This window comes from Gilliamella sp. B3892 (genome assembly GCF_026536305.1).
In the GTDB taxonomy this organism is placed as follows: Bacteria; Pseudomonadota; Gammaproteobacteria; order Enterobacterales; family Orbaceae; genus Gilliamella.
Genome location: NZ_JAFNOK010000009.1, coordinates 71,943 through 91,756 on the forward strand (window position 1 = coordinate 71,943; position 19,814 = coordinate 91,756).

19 protein-coding genes are annotated in these 19,814 nt (G+C 39.1%); 14 read left to right on the top strand and 5 right to left on the bottom strand.

Translation table 11 applies throughout. The features are described 5' to 3' along the window. The first annotated feature begins 83 nt into the window (after positions 1-83). The 6 genes from folE to ispH all read left to right on the top strand — a co-directional run bounded on the left by folE (position 84) and on the right by ispH (position 6,775). Complete coding sequence (folE, locus tag J3U74_RS09500) at positions 84-740, top strand: GTP cyclohydrolase I FolE (protein WP_220218542.1); 657 nt, start codon at positions 84-86, stop codon at positions 738-740. A gap of 17 nt (positions 741-757) precedes the next feature. Continuing rightward, positions 758-1,261 (top strand): hypothetical protein, encoded by a 504-nt coding sequence (locus J3U74_RS09505; protein ID WP_267338000.1) that lies wholly within the window; start codon positions 758-760, stop codon positions 1,259-1,261. Positions 1,262-1,460: 199 nt separating this feature from the next. Next, positions 1,461-2,399: a bifunctional riboflavin kinase/FAD synthetase gene (gene ribF / locus J3U74_RS09510; protein WP_267336496.1), complete on the top strand. Its 939-nt coding sequence runs from the start codon at positions 1,461-1,463 to the stop codon at positions 2,397-2,399. A 38-nt stretch (positions 2,400-2,437) separates the two neighbouring features. Continuing rightward, positions 2,438-5,245 carry an isoleucine--tRNA ligase gene (ileS, locus tag J3U74_RS09515; RefSeq protein WP_267337999.1) on the top strand — a complete coding sequence of 936 codons (2,808 nt, stop codon included), beginning with the start codon at positions 2,438-2,440 and terminating at the stop codon, positions 5,243-5,245. 106 nt (positions 5,246-5,351) lie between these two features. After that, positions 5,352-5,822: a signal peptidase II gene (lspA, locus tag J3U74_RS09520; protein WP_267337998.1), complete on the top strand. Its 471-nt coding sequence runs from the start codon at positions 5,352-5,354 to the stop codon at positions 5,820-5,822. A gap of 2 nt (positions 5,823-5,824) precedes the next feature. Further along, complete coding sequence (gene ispH, locus J3U74_RS09525) at positions 5,825-6,775, top strand: 4-hydroxy-3-methylbut-2-enyl diphosphate reductase (RefSeq protein ID WP_267337997.1); 951 nt, start codon at positions 5,825-5,827, stop codon at positions 6,773-6,775. A gap of 1 nt (position 6,776) precedes the next feature. Here the strand turns inward: ispH and J3U74_RS09530 are convergent, their stop codons facing one another. Continuing rightward, on the bottom strand, positions 6,777-7,031 hold the full coding sequence (locus J3U74_RS09530; protein ID WP_220218536.1) for a YfhL family 4Fe-4S dicluster ferredoxin: 255 nt from the start codon (positions 7,029-7,031) through the stop codon (positions 6,777-6,779). Positions 7,032-7,864: 833 nt separating this feature from the next. Here J3U74_RS09530 and J3U74_RS09535 point away from each other — a divergent pair. Then, positions 7,865-8,044, top strand: a complete 180-nt coding sequence (locus tag J3U74_RS09535) for a hypothetical protein (protein WP_267396007.1) — start codon at positions 7,865-7,867, stop codon at positions 8,042-8,044. Positions 8,045-8,264: 220 nt separating this feature from the next. Here J3U74_RS09535 and J3U74_RS09540 read toward each other — a convergent pair whose 3' ends face one another. Continuing rightward, the gene (locus J3U74_RS09540; protein WP_267337995.1) at positions 8,265-8,699 is read right to left on the bottom strand and encodes a nuclear transport factor 2 family protein; all 435 of its coding nucleotides are present in this window, start codon (positions 8,697-8,699) and stop codon (positions 8,265-8,267) included. Positions 8,700-8,733: 34 nt separating this feature from the next. Then, positions 8,734-9,738 (bottom strand): 2-keto-3-deoxygluconate transporter, encoded by a 1,005-nt coding sequence (gene kdgT / locus J3U74_RS09545; protein WP_267336545.1) that lies wholly within the window; start codon positions 9,736-9,738, stop codon positions 8,734-8,736. Between the two features lie 485 nt (positions 9,739-10,223). Here kdgT and J3U74_RS09550 point away from each other — a divergent pair, with 485 nt between their 5' ends. The 5 genes from J3U74_RS09550 (at position 10,224) to J3U74_RS09570 (ending at position 14,562) form a co-directional block, all read left to right on the top strand. Further along, positions 10,224-11,168: a C-terminal binding protein gene (locus tag J3U74_RS09550; protein ID WP_267337994.1), complete on the top strand. Its 945-nt coding sequence runs from the start codon at positions 10,224-10,226 to the stop codon at positions 11,166-11,168. Between the two features lie 26 nt (positions 11,169-11,194). Beyond that, positions 11,195-12,199 (top strand): zinc-dependent alcohol dehydrogenase, encoded by a 1,005-nt coding sequence (locus tag J3U74_RS09555; RefSeq protein ID WP_267337993.1) that lies wholly within the window; start codon positions 11,195-11,197, stop codon positions 12,197-12,199. A gap of 29 nt (positions 12,200-12,228) precedes the next feature. Further along, a complete protein-coding gene (locus J3U74_RS09560) occupies positions 12,229-12,990 on the top strand; it encodes an SDR family oxidoreductase (RefSeq protein ID WP_220218529.1) in 762 nt (253 codons plus the stop codon). A gap of 78 nt (positions 12,991-13,068) precedes the next feature. Then, positions 13,069-13,533: a YhcH/YjgK/YiaL family protein gene (locus J3U74_RS09565; protein WP_267337992.1), complete on the top strand. Its 465-nt coding sequence runs from the start codon at positions 13,069-13,071 to the stop codon at positions 13,531-13,533. Positions 13,534-13,608: 75 nt separating this feature from the next. Continuing rightward, on the top strand, positions 13,609-14,562 hold the full coding sequence (locus J3U74_RS09570) for a sugar kinase (protein WP_267337991.1): 954 nt from the start codon (positions 13,609-13,611) through the stop codon (positions 14,560-14,562). 28 nt (positions 14,563-14,590) lie between these two features. On the opposite strand, the gene J3U74_RS09575 is transcribed toward J3U74_RS09570, so the two are convergent. Next, positions 14,591-15,361, bottom strand: a complete 771-nt coding sequence (locus J3U74_RS09575; protein WP_267337990.1) for an IclR family transcriptional regulator — start codon at positions 15,359-15,361, stop codon at positions 14,591-14,593. Positions 15,362-15,415: 54 nt separating this feature from the next. Beyond that, on the bottom strand, positions 15,416-16,177 hold the full coding sequence (locus tag J3U74_RS09580; RefSeq protein WP_220218525.1) for an IclR family transcriptional regulator: 762 nt from the start codon (positions 16,175-16,177) through the stop codon (positions 15,416-15,418). Between the two features lie 382 nt (positions 16,178-16,559). Between J3U74_RS09580 and J3U74_RS09585 the strand changes: the two genes are divergently transcribed. Both J3U74_RS09585 and J3U74_RS09590 read left to right on the top strand, forming a co-directional pair. After that, positions 16,560-17,756, top strand: coding sequence for an efflux RND transporter periplasmic adaptor subunit (locus tag J3U74_RS09585; protein WP_220218524.1), 1,197 nt, complete (start codon positions 16,560-16,562; stop codon positions 17,754-17,756). 1 nt (position 17,757) lies between these two features. Beyond that, complete coding sequence (locus tag J3U74_RS09590; RefSeq protein WP_267337989.1) at positions 17,758-19,728, top strand: MacB family efflux pump subunit; 1,971 nt, start codon at positions 17,758-17,760, stop codon at positions 19,726-19,728. The last annotated feature ends 86 nt before the right edge of the window (positions 19,729-19,814 follow it).

Genomic DNA, 19,814 nt, shown 5'->3' on the forward strand with positions numbered 1-19,814 from the left:
AATAGAAAACGCAAAGTAAAAAACTGTATATTAAATAACGAGTGTTATATAATACGGTATCTTTTTCGTCCGAGTATTTAGCCATGACAGAATTAAGCATTGCTGCACAAAAAGTTAAAGCCGCACTGGCAGCAAAAAATCTTGAAACCCCTTCTTGTCGTTTAGCAATGGATAATAGTGAACGCAAGGCAAAAATCGAAGAGCATTTTCGCCAGATCATGCAGTTAATGGAATTGGATCTGACCGATGACAGTCTTGCCGAAACGCCACATCGTGTTTCTAAAATGTATGTCGATGAGATTTTTTCCGGACTGTATTACGAGAATTTCCCGAAAATCACGTTGATTGAAAATAAAATGCAAGTCGACGAGATGATAACCGTTCGTGATATCACTTTAACCAGTGTGTGTGAACACCATTTTGTCACAATTGACGGTAAAGCGACCGTCTCTTATATCCCGAAAGATAAAGTTATCGGCTTATCCAAAATTAACCGAATTGTCGAATTTTTTGCCTCACGCCCACAAGTACAAGAAAGGTTAACTCAACAAATACTCGTTGCTCTTCAAACCTTACTAGGGACGGTAAATGTGGCGGTCTCAATTGATGCAACTCACTATTGCGTCAAAGCCAGAGGCATTAAAGATTCCAGTAGCATGACAACCACAACGGCATTAGGTGGTGGATTTAAAACCAACCCAAGTACAAGGCAGGAGTTTTTAAGGGCTTTAAATCACTAACACTATAAGGATATTCAATGAAATATTTATCACTCATTTTTACGGTATTTTTGATTACAGCATGTTCTGAACCGCAACGGAATAATGAAGATAAATTTATCGGTTTTTGGGTTGAAGGTGGCCCGGATTATAAACATACGGCATCGATCGCCAATATTGTTGAAATAAGTAAACAAGGCGACAATTACTTTATCAACGAAAACTACGTTTATGGTAATGAGCAAACCATTGCGATGCGAAAACTCACTAAAGCACAAGACTTATTCGACGGGCTGGCTTATCCTTCCAAAAGAATGTTTGATTTAGAAAATAAAGTCACGATGGATGATGATGACGATTCAAAAATCGGTATATTTAGTACCTTTTTCTTTCGAATATCAAAAGAAGAAGCAGAGCATATTAAACGTGATGTAAAAGAGTGCGAAGAGATAGAAAAAAACCGTTTTTTTATTCCTACAGCGCAACAAGAAGAATATAAAAAACGAGCCAAAGAGCTGGCTTATTGTCGGATTTTTTGGTAACAATCAATATTCACGCCAACTTAAATAGAGCGGATTTTTGAACCAGTTGTATGCAGATTGATTATTTAACACCAATTAAAAGCCAAAACTCAAAGACAAAACGACCAAAAATCAGCTTTATATTACGTGCATCTTCAAGAAAGATTGGTATAATTCTCGGCTACTTGAGTTAAATTACACAGTTAAATAACACATTTTCATGAAGATCATTCGCGGTATTGCTAATATAAAAAATCAAATTTCCCAGTGTGTACTGACATTGGGCAATTTTGACGGCGTACATTTAGGACATCAGCAATTAATTAACCATTTAATTACCCAAGGTAAGAGATTAAATCTACCGACTGTTGTGATGTTATTTGAACCACAACCGTTAGAGTTTTTTTGCCCGGACAATGCCCCTTCCCGATTAACCTCATTTCAAGAAAAAGTGATTTTAATTGAAAAACTCGGCATAGATTATATTATTGCGATACCGTTCAACCAAACTTTTGCCAAAATGTCTGCTGACGATTTTATCCAAGATTGGTTGATAAATAAGTTACAAGCCAAATATATTGCTATTGGTGATGATTTTCGCTTTGGCTATGAACGTAAAGGGGATATAAACTTACTTGAGCACTATGCCCAAACTTATGGCTTTGCGGTAGAAAGTATCCCGACCTTTGTCTTTGATCATTTACGGGTTAGCAGTACGGCAGTTCGAAAAGCATTATTCAATAACGATTTTCAATTGGCACATTGCCTGTTAGGTCGAAATTACGCCATTGCTGGTCGAGTGATACATGGCAATGCGTTAGCAAGGCAGTTAGGGTTTCCAACAGCGAATATTCATTTACACCGCAAAAAACCAGCCTTGCAAGGTGTCTATTTAGTGAAGGTCAAAAATAGTTGTAGCCAGCAATCTTATCACGGCATTGCCAATATCGGGATAAGACCAACTATTGAAGGAAAAAAAGCCATTTTAGAAGTGAATCTATTTGACTTTTCAGGTGATCTTTATGGACAATATTTAGACGTCACCTTCGTTAAAAAATTGCGTGATGAGAAAAAATTTAACTCATTAACTGAATTAAAAGAACAAATTACACAAGATGTTTGCACTGCTAAAAAGATCAGTGCACAATTAACCAATTAAGAAAGTAGTATCAACAAAATTAACTGGAATAAATCAGCATGACAGATTATAAAAATACCTTGAATTTACCGGAAACCGGTTTCCCAATGCGAGGCGATCTTGCCAAACGTGAACCGGCAATGTTGCAAAATTGGTACGATAAAGAACTTTATCGCAAAATTCGTCAAGTCAAAAAAGGCAAGAAAGCATTTATTTTGCACGACGGCCCGCCTTATGCCAACGGCAAACTTCATATCGGTCATGCAGTTAATAAAATAATTAAAGATATTATTATCAAATCAAAAGGCTTAAGTGGCTATGACTCCCCGTATATTCCAGGATGGGACTGTCATGGTTTGCCAATTGAGCAGAAAGTTGAAGAACAAGTCGGTAAACCGGGGGTAAAAGTAACGCCTGCTGAATTTCGTCAAATTTGTCGTGATTATGCTGCTTCACAAGTTGAGCTACAAAAAGCCGATTTTATCCGCATGGGTGTCCTTGGTGATTGGCAAAACCCTTACCGTACAATGAATTTCGATACCGAAGCGAATATTATTCGAGCATTAGGTAGAGTGATTCAAAATGGGCATTTAGTCAAAGGGGCTAAACCGGTTTACTGGTGTACTGATTGTATGTCTTCATTGGCCGAAGCTGAAGTTGAATATTATGATAAATCTTCACCGGCAATCGATGTAAAATTTAAAGCCGTAGATAACCAAACAGTTGCAAGTAAATTTGGCGTAAATACCGATTTAACCATTTATGCCGTGATTTGGACAACCACACCTTGGACATTACCGGCTAGCCGTGGTATTGCCTTAAATGCTGAATTTGAGTATCAACTGGTACAAATAAACGATAAAGAGTGCTTAATTTTAGCCACTGATCTGGTCGAATCAGTCATGAAGCGTGCCGAAATTTCAGACTGGAAAGTCCTTGGCAGCTGTAAAGGTGATGCACTTGAGCTATTACGCTTTAAACACCCTTTCCTTGATTTTGATGAGCCGATTGTACTGGGTGAACATGTAACTGTTGATGCCGGTACCGGTGCAGTGCACACAGCGCCCGGTCATGGTGCAGAAGACTTTTTAGTCGGTCAAAAATATGGACTTGAAGTAGCTAACCCGGTTGGCGGTAATGGCTGTTATTTACCGGGCACCGGCGCAGGCTTAGATGGTCTTTTTGTGTTTAAAGCCAATAAAGTCGTCGTTGAGATCTTAAAAGAGCACAATGCGTTATTACACTTTGAAAATATCGAACATAGTTACCCATGCTGCTGGCGCCATAAAACACCGGTTATTTACCGTGCAACACCACAATGGTTTATCAGCATGGACAAACAAGGTTTACGTGCGCAATCGCTAAAAGAGATCAAACAAGTGCGCTGGATCCCGGATTGGGGGCAAGCTCGAATTGAAACAATGGTCGCTAATCGTCCGGACTGGTGTATCTCTCGTCAACGTACATGGGGCGTACCTATGACGTTATTTGTCCACAAAGAAACCGAAGAGTTACATCCCGATACACTACAATTAGTAGAAAAAGTGGCTAAATTGGTTGAACAAAACGGTATTCAAGCATGGTGGGATGCCGATATTAAAGATCTCTTAGGCCCGGATGCCGATGATTACCGCAAAGTACCGGACACACTAGATGTATGGTTTGATTCAGGATCAACTTTCTTCTCAGTTGTAGGCGTACGTCCGGAGTTTGAAGGACACGAAGCCGACATGTATTTAGAAGGCTCAGATCAACACCGTGGTTGGTTTATGTCATCATTAATGCTATCAACAGCAATTGACAATAAAGCCCCTTACAAACAAGTATTAACTCATGGTTTTGTGGTGGACGGTCAAGGGCGTAAAATGTCTAAGTCTCTAGGCAATATCGTCACCCCACAAGAGGTAATGAATAAACTTGGCGCCGATATTTTACGTTTATGGATCGCCTCAACCGATTATTCGGGTGAAATGAGCTACTCAGATGAAATCATCAAACGAGCAGCAGACAGCTATCGTCGTATTCGTAACACCGCTCGCTTCTTACTGGCAAACTTAAATGGTTTTGATCCAGCTAAAAATATGGTTAAACCTGAAGAGATGGTGATACTTGATCGCTGGGCGGTTAGCATGGCGAAAGAAGCGCAAGAACAAATTATTCAAGCGTATGAAAGTTATGATTTCCACAAAGTGGTACAACGTATCATGCAATTTTGCTCAATTGAAATGGGATCATTCTATTTAGATATTATTAAAGATCGCCAATACACCGCTAAAAGCGATAGTATTGCTCGCCATAGTTGTCAAACGGCGTTATATCATATTGCGCAAGCTATGGTGCGTTGGATTGCACCGGTATTATCCTTTACCGCTGATGAAATTTGGCAATACTTACCGGCAAATGAAAAATCAGAGTTTATATTTGAAGATGAATGGTACAACCAACTCTTTACTTTACCGGAGAGTGAAGCGTTAAATAGTGAATATTGGGCACAAATTCTCACCATTCGTAGTGAAGTGAATAAAGTATTAGAACAAGGACGAAACGATAAAGTTATCGGCGGTTCACTTGAAGCGGCGGTGACGCTTTATGCTGACAAGGATATCGCCAATGCACTAGCGAAATTAGAAAATGAATTACGCTTTGTATTACTCACTTCACAAGCAAGCGTCAAACCGCTTGAGAATGCACCGCAACAGGCAGTACAAAGTGATATAAGCGGTCTTAAAATTGAATTAGCGAAAGCACAAGGCGATAAGTGCCCACGTTGCTGGCATTATACTGTTGATAATGAACCGACAACGCATTTATGTAAACGCTGTGAGCAAAACATTCACGGAAATGGCGAAATAAGACATTTTGCTTAACCGTAAATCACTCACGATAAACCATTAAGCTATCGTCAATGCGATAGCAATTTAATACCTTCACCGCCGACTAATGTCGGCGGTAATATCATAATGAGCCAACTACATGAAAAAAGATAACGGACTTTACTGGGTGTTATTGGCAATAGTCGTTTTCATCATCGATATTGCAAGTAAATTTTATATTTTAGATAGATTTGAACTATTTGAAACAGTCAATCTCTTACCCTTCTTTTCGATCACTTATGTGCGTAACATTGGCGCTGCCTTTAGTATTTTTGAAGGGCAAAGAGTAATGCTGGCGGCTATTGCCTTAGTTATCAGTGCAGTAATTGTGTATATGCTTTATCGCAATAATCGCTCGCAAAAATTAGAAAACCTTTCTCTATCAATGATTTTAGGCGGTGCATTAGGTAACTTATTTGATCGGCTATATCATGGCTTTGTTGTTGATTTTCTCGATGTCAATTTTGGCAATTGGCACTACCCAACGTTTAATATTGCCGATTGCGCAATTTGTATTGGTATCGGATTGTTTATTATCAGCAGTTATAAAAAACCGAAAAAGACACCATAACAATGCAAATTATTTTAGCTAATCCTCGCGGTTTTTGTGCCGGTGTTGATCGTGCTATCACCATTGTTGAAAGAGCGATTGAACTGTTTGGCGCACCGGTTTATGTTCGCCACGAAGTGGTGCATAATCGCTATGTGGTAAATCGCCTTAAACAACTCGGGGCAATTTTTATCGAAGAGATTAGTGAAGTCCCCGACAACACCATTTTAATCTTTTCAGCACATGGCGTATCAAAAGCCGTTCGAGAAGAGGCGAAAGCTCGTCATCTTCGAATATTCGATGCCACATGTCCACTTGTAACGAAAGTTCATATGGAAGTAGCCAGATCGAGCTATCGAGGCGAAGAGGTTATCTTAATCGGTCATGCCGGACACATCGAAGTAGACGGCACTATGGGGCAATACAGTAACCCCGAAGGGGGTATTTATTTAGTTGAATCTATCGAAGATGTGCAACAATTACAGGTCAAAAACGAAGATAATCTTTGTTTTACCACCCAAACAACTTTATCGGTAGATGATACCGCTGAAATCATTACCGCCTTAAAAGCACGCTTTCCCCATATCCGAAGCCCACGCAAAAATGACATCTGTTATGCCACAACCAATCGACAACAAGCGGTTAAACAACTGTCATCACAAGCAGACATCGTGTTAGTTGTTGGATCTAAAAATTCATCCAATTCCAATCGATTAGCCGAGCTTGCCAGACGTAACAGCAAACAAGCCTACTTAATTGATTTTGCCTCGGATATCGATCCAAAATGGATAAGCAATGCACGCCGAATCGGCGTAACAGCGGGTGCCTCAGCGCCGGATATATTAGTGCAACAGGTTATCGATTATTTAAAAAGTTTAGGCTGCACATCGTTAATTGAAACCGACGGCATTTTAGAAAACATCACCTTTGAAATTCCCAAAGCGCTTCGCATTGATGTCAAATCTGAACAATAAACTAAGAAGAGCGCTTTAATAACTCAAATTTTGCTAAAAGCTGATCATGCGTCTCCTCATGCTCCGGATCAGCAATTATCGCATTTTGAATCGGACAAACACGCTGGCATGTAGAGTGATCATAATAACCAACACATTCCGTGCATTTATTCGGGTCGATCTCATAAGTATCAAACCCCATAGAGATCGCCTCATTCGGGCACTCAGGTTCGCACATATCACAATTAATACACTTACTGGTTATTTTTAACGCCATTGCTCGATTATCTTTATAGACTGCAAAAAAATTGGCGACATTATAACGCAATCCTTAACAAAACCTAAGATAAGATCCCGTTAGCAAATTTAAAAACAGATGATTTTTGACAAAAACTTTCAGAAAACACCCGTGTTTAAGTATAAAAACAAAAGGTTAAGATATTTTCAAAAATATCTAAAATTCAATATTACTACCTTCCATAATAACTAAAAAAGTGCACGAAACCTTGACAAGAAGTTTTAGAAAATACCCATGTTTAAGTATAAAAACAAAAGTTTAAGATATTTCAAAAAAATCCTAAACCCCTTATGCAGCCATAAAAGGCTCTATCTTACGACAGACACATACTGCTTTTTTCTAAACGGCTTATGCAGCTGAAAAGATTGTATTGTACAATACAATTGTTAAGAAAGATTTCTAAACAGCTTATGCAGCTTTCAAGAAATAATTGCAATGTTAATAATTTGCAGGCATTTTCTAAACAGCTTATGCAGCTTTAAAGTTATCTGATTATGATCGCGCCCTTGTTTTAAATTTCTAAACAGCTTATGCAGCTTTAAAGTAGAATCTCACATACTATAAACATCGTTTATAAAAACACAAAGGGCAATTTTAGGTTTAAAAACCCTTTTTTCTAACGCTTTTGCAATATATTGATTTTTAATGGTTTTATTTTTAGCTAAAAAAAAAGGGTTTAAAAAGTGTGTATTTTAAACTCCATTACTATTTTTAAACGGCTTACCATTACCTTCCACAAAAACAAACAAATGCCCCAGATCGCACCTTCACAAAGCGCCGACAACTGAGTGAGGTTAGCACGCCAAACAGGGATGTTTGGCGAGGCGCTGCTTTGTCCGGAACAAATCAGCGCCGGTGCGTTAAGACCGAACGAAGGCGGAGGGCAGTCGAAGACCGCTTTGGGTGGTGCTGCGAGGGGGTTATTAGGGGGATTTCGCACCAATCCCCCTAATTCGGACGCAGATACCGAAATGAAAATATCAACCAATTAACAGCGTCCGAAACTAGCGGATCAAAAAAATGTAACTTTTAATAAAAGTAAAAACCTTGTCAAGAAGTTTCAGAAAATATAGATGTTTAAGCAAAAAACACAAAACCCTGCCAAAAACTTTCAAAAACACCCACGTTTAAGTATAAAAAAATTTACGTTGCTGATTGTTTTCATCATTCACAATCAGCAACGCATTAAATAAAAAAACCGACAGTTAAGCTTTACTGTGGAAGTTTATAAGCTTGACGGGCTAGAAGTTTCCACTCGCCATCGGCGTTTTTAAACACTAACATCACACCAATTTTCACCTTACCGATTATGCCGCTATTATTGGTGTCGGCAACAAAAGTATGGCGTACAATCGCTGTATCACCGTCAGTGATGATAGACTGATCTTGAAAAGCAAGGGTGGTAAATCCTGATCGGCCGCTGACAATCGCATCGACAAATTCGGCCTTGTTTTCAACCATTGCATTGGAATGACCATAGCTTAAATTGGTTGAAGCAAGCTGTTCTAACTGTGCTTTATCGGCATTTAACATAGCTAAGCGCAAGCTTTCAACGGTTTGTTCGACAGTGGTTTGATTAGGTGTTGCAGCAAAACTTTGACTGACAGATAACACCAGCAATAATACCATTGTTAATATTTTGTTCATTCTTGATCTCCTTTATCAATTGATTTTCTGTTTTCTATTCATTTTTTGCTGACGTAAGCAAATCGGTATCAATAGTTTGTTTACTCTCGCTTATTCCAAACTTTTTAGCCCAAATTGAAGTAATAATTGGCACAACAACCGATGTCACAATCACACTGGTGGCAACCATAGCGGTAGCAGCGGATGCTACCGGGGCAAATTCCGGTACCATTTCGGCAATTAATAACGGTGTGGCAACAGCAGCCCCGGCCGAACTCGAGGCCGCCACCCCGGCGGTACCATTACCTTTACCTAAGAATTTGTCGGCTAAGATAAGCGGCACGCCGGTTATCACTATCACTAATAATCCTAATAAAATACCGGCTAAGCCTGTCTCAAAAATAACTTGTAGTTTGATGCTATTACCTAGCGCAAAGGCAAAAAACGGAATGAGAGTTTGCACAGCACTACCAAATAATTTGCGTAGATCGGAATCTAAATTGCCTAATAAAAAGCCAATTAAAAATGGCAACACCGCCCCGATAAATAGTCTAGGCTCGAATGAAGCCACGCCAGATGTCCCTAAAATCACCATTGTCATTAAAGGTCCTGACTCGAGAGACATAAGAACAAAAGCACCGGCTTCTTCTTTGGTGCCATATTGATTCATCAGTGCGGCATATAATCCGCCATTAGTCATATCCATTGAAGCAACTAAGGCAATAATTGAAAAACCGGCAAAGATGCCCCCTTCTACCATATAACCATTGGTCCAGAATGTGCCGGCAATCAGCGCAACGACCCAGGCTGTGGCAATTTTGGTCACCACTAAAACGCCGGATTTTCTTAACATCATGCCGGTCGCTTTCAACTCTATTGATGCGCCCATACAGAAAAACCAAACAGCCAAAATAGGTACCGTTCCGGAGATTAAGCCATTGGTAAATGATCCTAAATATTTGCCCCCGCCGGGAAAAAAGGTATTACACAATGCACCAAGAAACAGTGGGATCAGCATTAATCCACCGGGTACGCGATCTATAAATTTTTTTATTTTCATCATCCATTCCTCAAGAAAAATAACCATATGATTTAAATATATTAATTTGTCTTTTCCGGCATACAGCCAAAGCAAATATAAAATATTCGGAATATCATTCCTTTTTTGAACATATAAAATAACCAAAATAAAATCAATTTTGATTCGCCATTTTGTGATAAACATCACCAAATAAAAATTAAGCACATGAATATCAATAATATTTTCATATTGATTTTCTAAAAACGATCCAGTAAGGCAAAATAATGGCAACAGAAAATAACCGATTACGGACAATTAAATAAAAGGAGATAACGAGCTAATTCGACTGTAAAAGTCATATAAAAATCATAAATATAGTCTGGATTTTATTAATCTTTTTATTAAGTTAGCGTTTAAATATTCTGTGATGACGATCACATTATTTAATAAATGAAATATCATTCTTTAAATTTCTTAATTAATATTATTTCGGAATGCTATTCCGTTTTAATTGAGGTAAACAAATGAAGATTTATATAACAGATTGTGATCATGAATCAATGGCGATGGAAAAAGCCATTTTTGCCGAGCAGGGAATCGATTTTGAGATACTTAACATTACTCAACCCGATGATATTGTTCGAGATTGTCAGGATGCTGATGCGCTGATTTTACAATATGCCACCATTTCAGATAAGGTTTTAAGTTCGTTAAAAAAATTAAAAGGCGTTGTCCGTTATGGCGTAGGGGTGAATACCATTGATATACAGTCAGCAACCAAAAATAATGTTGCCGTTTGTAATGTGCCGGATTATGGCACCAATGAGGTTGCTGATCATGCTTTAGCTCTGATTATGGCTTTAGCCAGAAAATTGCCTTTACTCACCAGTGACACCAAAAATGCAATTTGGGCTTATGAAAAAGCGATACCTATTTACCGCTTACAAGAACAGACCGTCGGTATTATTGGCTTAGGTCGAATAGGTTTATCGTTAGCGAAAAAATTGCATGGTATAGGTTTGAAGGTGATCGGTTTTGATCCGTTAGCAAAACAAGAAGATCTGCCTGATTTTATTGAAATTGTCAGCTTACAGACGCTGTTAAGCCAATCGGATATTATTTCACTCAATCTGCCACTGGTTAAACAGACCCAAAACTTGATTAGTCATCAAGAATTTTCGATGATGAAAAAAAATTGCTATCTCGTTAACACTGCACGAGGCGGCATTGTCAATGAACAAGCGCTTTATCAAGCTTTAGTGACAAACACTATTGCCGGCGCTGCGCTCGATGTGTTTGAGCAAGAGCCACCGACTGATAGGGCACTATTTGCACTCGATAACTTTATCGCGACCCCGCACGCTGCCTGGTATTCAGAGCAATCACAGCAAGATCTAAAACGCAAAGCCGCTCAAGAGGCGATTCGATTGGCGAAAGGTGAGCAGCCTTTGTATTGTTTAAATCGATAAAATTTTAGCGCAGAAAGGATATAAACATGAAAGCAATCATATATAAAAGCCCAAATGAAGTGGTTTGTGAACAAATTGACAAGCCGGTTTTGAACAACAATGAAGTGTTAATCAAAGTGAGCCATGCCGGCATTTGTGGATCGGATTTAAATATTTATTTAGGTGTTCATCCAAGAGCCAAAGCGCCATTAGTTATGGGGCATGAGTTTTCCGGTTACATTGTTGACGGTGATGATCAGCTGCCGACCGGTACCAAAGTCTGCGTCCGTCCGCTGATCTCCTGCGGTCAGTGTAGCCCTTGTCAATCCGGAAACAGTCATGTTTGCCAAACACTAAAACTTTATGGCATTGATACCGCTGGCGGTATGGCTGAGTATGTCAAAGTCGATCGCCAGAAAGTGCATGTCTTGCCCGATGATATGCCCATGGATTTAGGAGCATTTGTCGAGCCACTGGCGGTCGGTATTCATGCGGTATCAAGAACGCCATTTAAAATCGGTGATTCGGTTGTGGTGTTTGGCGCTGGCACTATTGGGCTTTGTGTGGCAAGCGTTTTACAACACGCTGGCGCTAAACAAGTGATTGTCATTGAAACGAATGATTTTCGCATTAATTTAGCCAAAGAGCTTGGTTTTACCGTGATTAATCCCAAACAAGAAGATGTGTTAAAAACTGTGTTAAACCTTACCCATAATGTTGGTGCTGACATTGTTTATGACTGCGCAGCACATCCTCAAGTTGCTTTGCAATTAACCGATCTGGTTAAAGTGCAAGGTACTATCGAGATTGTCGGCTCTTATAAAAAACCGACCGAATTTAAGTTACTCGATATCGAATTTAAAGAACTGAATATTATCGGGACTCGAGTTTATCAGGCAAGAGATTTTGATACAGCGATTGCCTTGATAAATAAAGGTTTCCCCTATAAAAAACTATTAACTATATTGCCTCCGGAACAAGCCAAAGCAGGTTTTGCTAATGCATTAGTGGGCGAAAATGTGATTAAAACACTGTTTAAATTTAGTGATTAATTACGCAAAATTTATTAAGGAATATGATGATGAAAAATAAAAATCCCTTTGATTTAACAGGCAAAAATGCCATTGTAACCGGTGCTTCTCGTGGTATTGGAAAATCGTTAGCGCTTAGTTTGGCCAACGCCGGGGCAAATATTATTATTATTGATGTTTGCCGTGATGAACAAACTGAACAAGAAATAAAAAGCTATCAAGTATCGTGTGAAACGTTTATTTTTGATTTGGCAAACTTTGAACAGTACCAAAGCTTGATTTCAACCATTATCGAAAAATATCAACATATTGATATATTGATCAATAATGCCGGCATTCAACGGCGTCACCCTGCTGCGACCTTCCCTAAAGCGGATTGGGATCTTGTGATTGATATCAATATGAATGCGGTATTTTTTATGTGCCAACAAGTTGGCCGGCATATGTTAGAACGAGGCTACGGTAAAATTGTCAATATTGCCTCGTTACTTGCCTTTCAAGGGGGATTCACTATCCCGGCTTATACCGCAGCGAAGTCGGCGGTGTCTGGCTTTTCTAAATCGTTATCCAATGAGTGGGCATCAAAAGGGATCACCATTAACTGTATTGCACCGGGTTATATTGCCACTGAAATGAATACTGCATTAATGAATGATGAAACCCGTAACCGTCAAATCTTAGAACGTATCCCCGCCGGGCGCTGGGGCGATCCGCAAGATTTGGGCGGCGCAGCGGTGTTTTTATCATCTTCAGCTTCTGATTATATTAATGGATTTACCTTGGCCGTTGACGGTGGTTGGTTAGGTCGATAAGTCAATCGGATTGAATATATTTTATCTGAATTATTGGCTCACTTTTTTACCAATAATTCAGTATTTAAGGAGGATTTTATGATTATTGGCAATATTGAACATCTTGATTTAGTGCCTTATTTACCTGAAAAACTAAGACAAGCCATTGAGACAGTTCAACAACAGGTGAATGATAAGACCGATAACGGTCGCTACGTAATCGATGAGGATAATGTTTTTTATATGGTGTCTGAAACACTATCACGCACGCAAGAAGTCGGGCAATACGAGTATCATGCAAAATATATTGATATTCAAATTGTGTTATCCGGTCAAGAAGGCATGGCAGTATCAACACTTCCGCCCCATACTGAGGTGATCGAAGACCGGTTAGTTAACGGGGATATCGCCTTTGTTAAAGCACCAAATGAAGAGACGCTATTTGTACTGCAACCGAATGACTTTGTTATCTTCTATCCGCATGAAGTGCATAAACCACTGTGTATTGTGGCCGGCAAGGCAGAAAAAATCCGTAAAGTGGTGGTAAAAGTCGCAATCGATTAATCGGTTATTTATTGAAGAAATATCACCGAACCAAATAAAGATTTGGTGTATTTCAAAGGTAACAAATAAGGACACATGATGACAATAAATATAGCCGTAATTGGCGAATGTATGATTGAACTGTCGATTAAAGGCAACGTAACCAACAGAAGTTTTGGCGGGGATACTTTAAATACGGCAACTTATCTAGCCCGGTTGTTGGCGAATAATCAAGCCAATATTCACTATGTGACAGCACTAGGCAGCGATCCTTTTAGTCAAGAGATGTTACAGCAATGGCAACAAGAGCGGATCCACACTCAGCTTATCCAACAAATCGATAATAAAATGCCGGGTTTATATGCCATTGTGACCGATGATTGTGGCGAGCGTTCATTCTATTATTGGCGCAATGATGCAGCAGCAAGATTCTGGCTTAAAACAGCGCAAACCGCCTCGATTTGCCAGCAAATTGCCACCTTTGATTATATCTATTTAAGTGGCATCAGTATTGCGATTCTTGATGAGCATAGCATCGACAGGCTGATCGAGCTTTTAGAAAGCTTTAAAGCCAATGGCGGTAAAGTGATTTTTGATAATAACTATCGCCCTCGACTATGGCGCACTCAAGAGTATGCAAAAAACGTCTATTCAAAAATCTTGTCTTATACCGATATCGCATTTTTAACTCAAGATGATGAAACCCTGCTTTGGGGAGATAATGATTATCAAGATAGTATTTTGCGCAGTCAAAAACTCGGCATCAGTGAAATCATTATTAAACGGGGCAGCGAAAGTTGTATTGTTGTCACCGATAGGGAGCGAGTCGAGTTGCCGGCAAATGTGATTGCTCAACAAAATATTGTGGATACCACAGCGGCTGGAGATTCGTTTAGTGCCGGCTACTTATCTGTCAGGCTGACGGGCGGATCGATTCAAGCGGCGATTAAGCAAGGGCACGATCTGGCTGGCGAAGTGATTCAGCACCGTGGCGCAATTATCCCTTCTTGTGCCATGCGTCATTTAACATTAATGCCAAATACTCTATGATGCGCATCATATCCTCATCACCCTATGTTTATGATGATGAGGGTATATAGCCTAATCGACGGGAAATTGCGTTAGTTGTCTCTTGTAACAAACCGGCACACTTTTCTATCTGATTTTGCATGCGATGACTAGGTCCTGCAATACTTAATGCCGCCACCACATCATTACTATAATTGAAAATACCGGATGCAACGCAGACTAACCCCTCTTCAACCTCTTCCCAATCGTAAGCGATATTTTCCTGCCGAACTTTAGTTAATAGTTGATTGAGTTTATTGGGGTCAGTGATGGTTTTTGCGGTATATTGCGGTAAAGGGGAATGTAAAATACGGTCAATTTCTTCGGCCGATTGGTGAGCAAGTAATATACGACCTAAGCCGGTGCAGTATGCTGGTCGCATATGCCCTAAATTTGAGCTGGTATGAATGGCGTTATTCCCTTCGCTTTTATATAAATAAACCACATTTCCACTATTGTAAACACCTAAAAAACAGGTCTCATTAATGGTGTTCGATAGTGATTTTACAAAAGGGATAACCACATCAACAATATTAACATTGACTAAACTTGATATGCCTAACTCTAACGATTTAAAACCTAAAGTGTACTTTTCTGATTTGGCATCATAAAACACATACTCTCTATCAAGTAAGGTTTTTAAAATCTTTTTTATTATCATTTTATTGAGTTTTGTTGCGCCAATCATTTGGTTAATGGTGACACCTGCTGCGCAATCACTAATCACATCTAACACAGCAATGGCTTTATCAATTGCTGAAGTTGTCTCTTTTTGGGTCATGATAATAAGCCTTTACAATATAGGGTAGCTATAAATTTACTCTATAGCCGTAAGTTAATTTTTCTTCTTTAATTCAACGGATATCGATGCGGCAATATTTTTCAGTTCATGAATAATCATTGCCTTTTTCTGGATTATTCGAAAAGAAGAGCCGGCAACGCTAATTGCTCCAACCACCTTATTTTGTTTAATAAAGATTGGAACAGCAATGCAGGTTAATCCCTCTTCTACTTCTTCATCATCCATTGAGTAACCGTCGATGCACACTTTAGCTAAACTGTTGTGTATGGCTTCACGATCAACAACCGTTTTACTGGTGAATTGAACCAATGGGCGACTTAACACCTTGTTAATTTCAACTAATGGTTGATAGGCTAATAATGCTTTTCCTAAACCGGTGCAGTATACCGGCATTCGACTACCAATATGGGAGTTAGTTTTAACCGCCAGCTCACCTTCAGCTTTGTATAAATAAATCACACTGCCGTCATGATAAACCGCTAAAAAACAGGTTTCGTTGAGTATTGCAGCCAGCTTTTTTAAAAAAGGAATCGATACCCCAACTAAAGAGATATTCATTAATCCTTTAACACCTAATTGAAAGGCTTTGACATCTAAAAAATATTTTTCTGTGGCAGCGTCATAACTCAAGTACTGTCTTTTTTTTAATATATCTAAGATTCTAAATACCGTGGTTTTTGCCATTCGACTGAGTTTAACAATTTCTGCCAGCGAAATCCCCGAAGAATAATGGCTAATAATTTCGAGCAATGTTAGGGCATTATCTAAGGTGGATTGCTGTTTTTGAGATGACATTTGTTCTACTCCACATAAAGGTACGATTTTTTACCGCAGTACTGTTAATTTTTTCTTTAAAAACAGTATAATAAACATTCAAAATCGGACTTTAAAAGAAATCTTTCAATATACTATTTTATCTAATGATATGGATAATTTAAGCTTAGCGGCTACATATTACTTGATTAATGGCTTTTTTTCTATAAATTCAAGTACATCTTTCTATTTTTAATCCGCCTAAAAGGCGATAAACTAATGTGTTTTTAGCATGCTTTTTTAGATAGATATGATATCGGTAATTTTCATAATTATTACAAATAATTATCGTTAGTTAGCCAAACCAAATAATTTAATACGATACAATGTTAAAAAATATAACAAAATTTAAGGATGAAACAGATTGTTAAAGTACATTAAACTGAAATACCTATTAATAGCGATCATCGTTTTTGTCGTTATTTATGTTGCAAAATTAATCCTTTCCCCTTCGCAATCCACCGTTAACTACATTACTTCCCCGGTTATTAAAGGAAACGTCGAAAAAACCGTGCTTGCCGACGGCACTATCAGCGCTTTCAAACAAGTCAGCGTAGGTGCTCAAGTTTCAGGGCAGATAAAAAAGCTGTATGTGGAATTAGGTGATGAGATTAAGCAAGGCGATATGATAGCTGAGATTGATGATCTTAAACAGAGCAATGATCTTAAACAATCTGAAGCAAAGCTAAATAGTTTAGAAGCGCAGCGCACATCAAAACAAGCCAAATTAGTCAATTATCAGCTTACTTATGAGCGCCAACTTAAGTTGGTGAAAAAAGGGGTGGGTGCACAGGCTGATTTAGATTCGTCAAAAGCCGATCTTGATGCAATTAAAGCCGATATTGCCGCACTTGATGCCGATATTGTTAGTGCGCAAGTCGCCGTTGATACCGCTAAAGTCAACTTAGGTTATACCAAAATCCGCTCACCAATTGACGGTGTTATCGTCGCCATTCCGGTTGATGAAGGACAAACCGTCAACTCCGTACAAAGTGCGCCGACCATTGTTAAAGTCGCTCAACTGGATAAAATGACGATCGAAGCGCAAATTTCAGAGGCCGATGTCATTAATGTTAAAAAAGGAATGCCGGTTTATTTTACTATTTTAGGGCAACCAAATAAGCGGTTTGACGGGCTAACATTAAGAGCCATTCAACCGGCGCCCGAATCAATCAATAGTGAGAGTTCTCTAGCTACAAGCGCTTCATCTTCATCATCAAAAACGGCAATTTACTACAATGGGCTGTTTGATGTTGATAATCCCGAACATATTTTACGCATTTCGATGACGGCGCAAGTCTACATTGTACTGGCTGAAGCGAAAGATGTGCTATCAATTCCGTCTCAAGCCATTGTACAGACTTTAGCAGACAATAAAGCGATTGTTTACCTGCTAAATAGCGATAACACTGTTGAAGAGCGACAAGTCACTTTAGGGATAAATAATAATGTGAGTGTCGAAATTCAATCCGGACTTAAAGAGGGTGAGATTGTGATAGTGAGTAGTACCAATGGCTCGCAATTTAGTCCTAACGGGCGATCACCAAGGATAAAATTCTAATATGACTAATTATCCTAATCCGCTTATTAAACTGGAGAAGATCACTCGGCAATTCCCGGCTGGCGATTCAACAATTGAGGTGTTAAAAGGGATTGATTTAACCATTAATGCCGGTGAAATGGTGGCGATTATTGGTGCGTCAGGCTCCGGTAAATCAACATTAATGAATATTCTGGGTTGTTTAGATAAGCCAACCAGTGGTACCTATACCATTGGCAATCGCACCACCAGCAAACTATCACCCGATGAGTTAGCCGAATTACGACGGGAACATTTTGGCTTTATTTTTCAGCGATATCATCTATTAAACGCCTTAACCGCACAAGGCAATGTTGAAATTCCGGCAATCTACGCCGGTATGACAGCAGATCAGCGCCAAACTCGTGCTAAAGATATTTTGACTCGTTTAGGTCTGGCGGAAAAAATCAATAACAAACCTAACCAATTATCCGGCGGTCAGCAACAACGTGTCAGTATTGGCCGGGCTTTAATTAATGGCGGGCAAATTATTCTGGCCGATGAGCCAACCGGTGCATTAGACCGTAAAAGTGGCACCGAAGTAATGGCCATTTTACGTGAACTTCATCAACAAGGTCATACGGTAATTATTGTCACCCATGATAACAATATTGCTCAAAGCGCCGAACGTATTATTGAAATTAGTGACGGCAATATTATTTCCGATGCGATTAATCCTAATTATCAAACCGAACAAGGGAGTCATCGTCAGGTAAAACAGATCGAAATTACCAAAACGCAAGACAATCTACGTGCCAAATACTATCGTTTTCGTGATGCATTTAAAATGGCGTTACTTTCTATGGCATCACAACGATTACGAACTTTTCTCACCATGCTCGGCATTATCATTGGTATTGCTTCAGTTGTTTCTATGGTGGCATTAGGGCAAGGTACCAAACAAAAGATTTTAGCCAATATCAACTCGTTAGGCACCAGCACGTTAGAAATTTATGCCGGAAGTGGATTTGGTGATCGTAATGCTGACAAAATTACCACGCTCAGATCTGCCGATGCTGACTTTTTGGCAAAACAAAGTTTTGTGCATAGCACCACACCGAATTTAGCAACAAGTGCCTATTTTCGTATCAATAATTTGGCCGTGACCGGAACAGTAAATGGTGTTGGAGAGCAGTTTTTTGCGGTGCGAGGCTACACTATCAGCAAAGGGATTGCTTTCGATAAGCAGAGCGTGGATACCTCTGCGCAAGATGCCGTGATTGATGAAAATACCGTTAAACGACTATTTACCAATCAAGACCCGATTGGCAAAATTTTAATTGTCGGACAATTGCCGGTTAGGATCATCGGGGTTGCCACCAAACAGCAACAAGGTTTTGGCAATAACGAAAGTTTAAATATTTGGCTCCCTTATACCACCGTTATTAATCGTATGGTCGGTCAAACGTCTTTAAAGAGTATTACCGTTCGTGTAAATGATAATGTTGATTTATCAATTGCCGAAAAAGCTATCGAAAACATTATGTTACAACGGCATGGTAGTAAAGATTTCTTTATTTTCAATTCAGATAGCATACGGGAAACCGTCAATTCGTCAGCCTGGGTGTTAACACTTTTAATTTCAACCATTGCTTTAATTTCGTTAGTGGTTGGTGGAATTGGTGTGATGAATATTATGTTGGTGTCTGTAACAGAAAGAACCCGTGAAATTGGGGTAAGAATGGCTGTCGGTGCTCGCTCAAGTGATATTTTGCAACAATTTTTAATTGAGGCAATATTAGTTTGCCTAATTGGTGGCGCTTTAGGGATCTTATTGTCGTTTGTAATTGGTTTTATTTTTAACTATTTCGTGACTTCATTTGCAATGAGTTTTTCTATTGCTTCTATTATTGCTGCATTTAGCTGTTCAAGCGTCATTGGCGTTATTTTTGGCTATTTCCCGGCTAAACGAGCGGCAAAACTTGATCCTATTTACGCTTTAGAACGTGAATAGTTCGCCTAGAAAAATCCCTTTACTTAATGTTAGCACTAAGTAAAGGGATATAAATGATGTTAAGCTATTTATCGCTAAAAAAGACA

What these genes read in the sequence shown, in the direction of transcription:
- folE (WP_220218542.1), top strand. Translation starts at nt 84, where the DNA reads ATGACAGAATTAAGCATTGCTGCACAAAAAGTTAAAGCCGCACTGGCA.
- J3U74_RS09505 (WP_267338000.1), top strand. Translation starts at nt 758, where the DNA reads ATGAAATATTTATCACTCATTTTTACGGTATTTTTGATTACAGCATGT.
- ribF (WP_267336496.1), top strand. Translation starts at nt 1,461, where the DNA reads ATGAAGATCATTCGCGGTATTGCTAATATAAAAAATCAAATTTCCCAG.
- ileS (WP_267337999.1), top strand. Translation starts at nt 2,438, where the DNA reads ATGACAGATTATAAAAATACCTTGAATTTACCGGAAACCGGTTTCCCA.
- lspA (WP_267337998.1), top strand. Translation starts at nt 5,352, where the DNA reads ATGAAAAAAGATAACGGACTTTACTGGGTGTTATTGGCAATAGTCGTT.
- ispH (WP_267337997.1), top strand. Translation starts at nt 5,825, where the DNA reads ATGCAAATTATTTTAGCTAATCCTCGCGGTTTTTGTGCCGGTGTTGAT.
- J3U74_RS09530 (WP_220218536.1), bottom strand. Translation starts at nt 7,031, where the DNA reads ATGGCGTTAAAAATAACCAGTAAGTGTATTAATTGTGATATGTGCGAA.
- J3U74_RS09535 (WP_267396007.1), top strand. Translation starts at nt 7,865, where the DNA reads ATGTTTGGCGAGGCGCTGCTTTGTCCGGAACAAATCAGCGCCGGTGCG.
- J3U74_RS09540 (WP_267337995.1), bottom strand. Translation starts at nt 8,699, where the DNA reads ATGAACAAAATATTAACAATGGTATTATTGCTGGTGTTATCTGTCAGT.
- kdgT (WP_267336545.1), bottom strand. Translation starts at nt 9,738, where the DNA reads ATGAAAATAAAAAAATTTATAGATCGCGTACCCGGTGGATTAATGCTG.
- J3U74_RS09550 (WP_267337994.1), top strand. Translation starts at nt 10,224, where the DNA reads ATGAAGATTTATATAACAGATTGTGATCATGAATCAATGGCGATGGAA.
- J3U74_RS09555 (WP_267337993.1), top strand. Translation starts at nt 11,195, where the DNA reads ATGAAAGCAATCATATATAAAAGCCCAAATGAAGTGGTTTGTGAACAA.
- J3U74_RS09560 (WP_220218529.1), top strand. Translation starts at nt 12,229, where the DNA reads ATGAAAAATAAAAATCCCTTTGATTTAACAGGCAAAAATGCCATTGTA.
- J3U74_RS09565 (WP_267337992.1), top strand. Translation starts at nt 13,069, where the DNA reads ATGATTATTGGCAATATTGAACATCTTGATTTAGTGCCTTATTTACCT.
- J3U74_RS09570 (WP_267337991.1), top strand. Translation starts at nt 13,609, where the DNA reads ATGATGACAATAAATATAGCCGTAATTGGCGAATGTATGATTGAACTG.
- J3U74_RS09575 (WP_267337990.1), bottom strand. Translation starts at nt 15,361, where the DNA reads ATGACCCAAAAAGAGACAACTTCAGCAATTGATAAAGCCATTGCTGTG.
- J3U74_RS09580 (WP_220218525.1), bottom strand. Translation starts at nt 16,177, where the DNA reads ATGTCATCTCAAAAACAGCAATCCACCTTAGATAATGCCCTAACATTG.
- J3U74_RS09590 (WP_267337989.1), top strand. Translation starts at nt 17,758, where the DNA reads ATGACTAATTATCCTAATCCGCTTATTAAACTGGAGAAGATCACTCGG.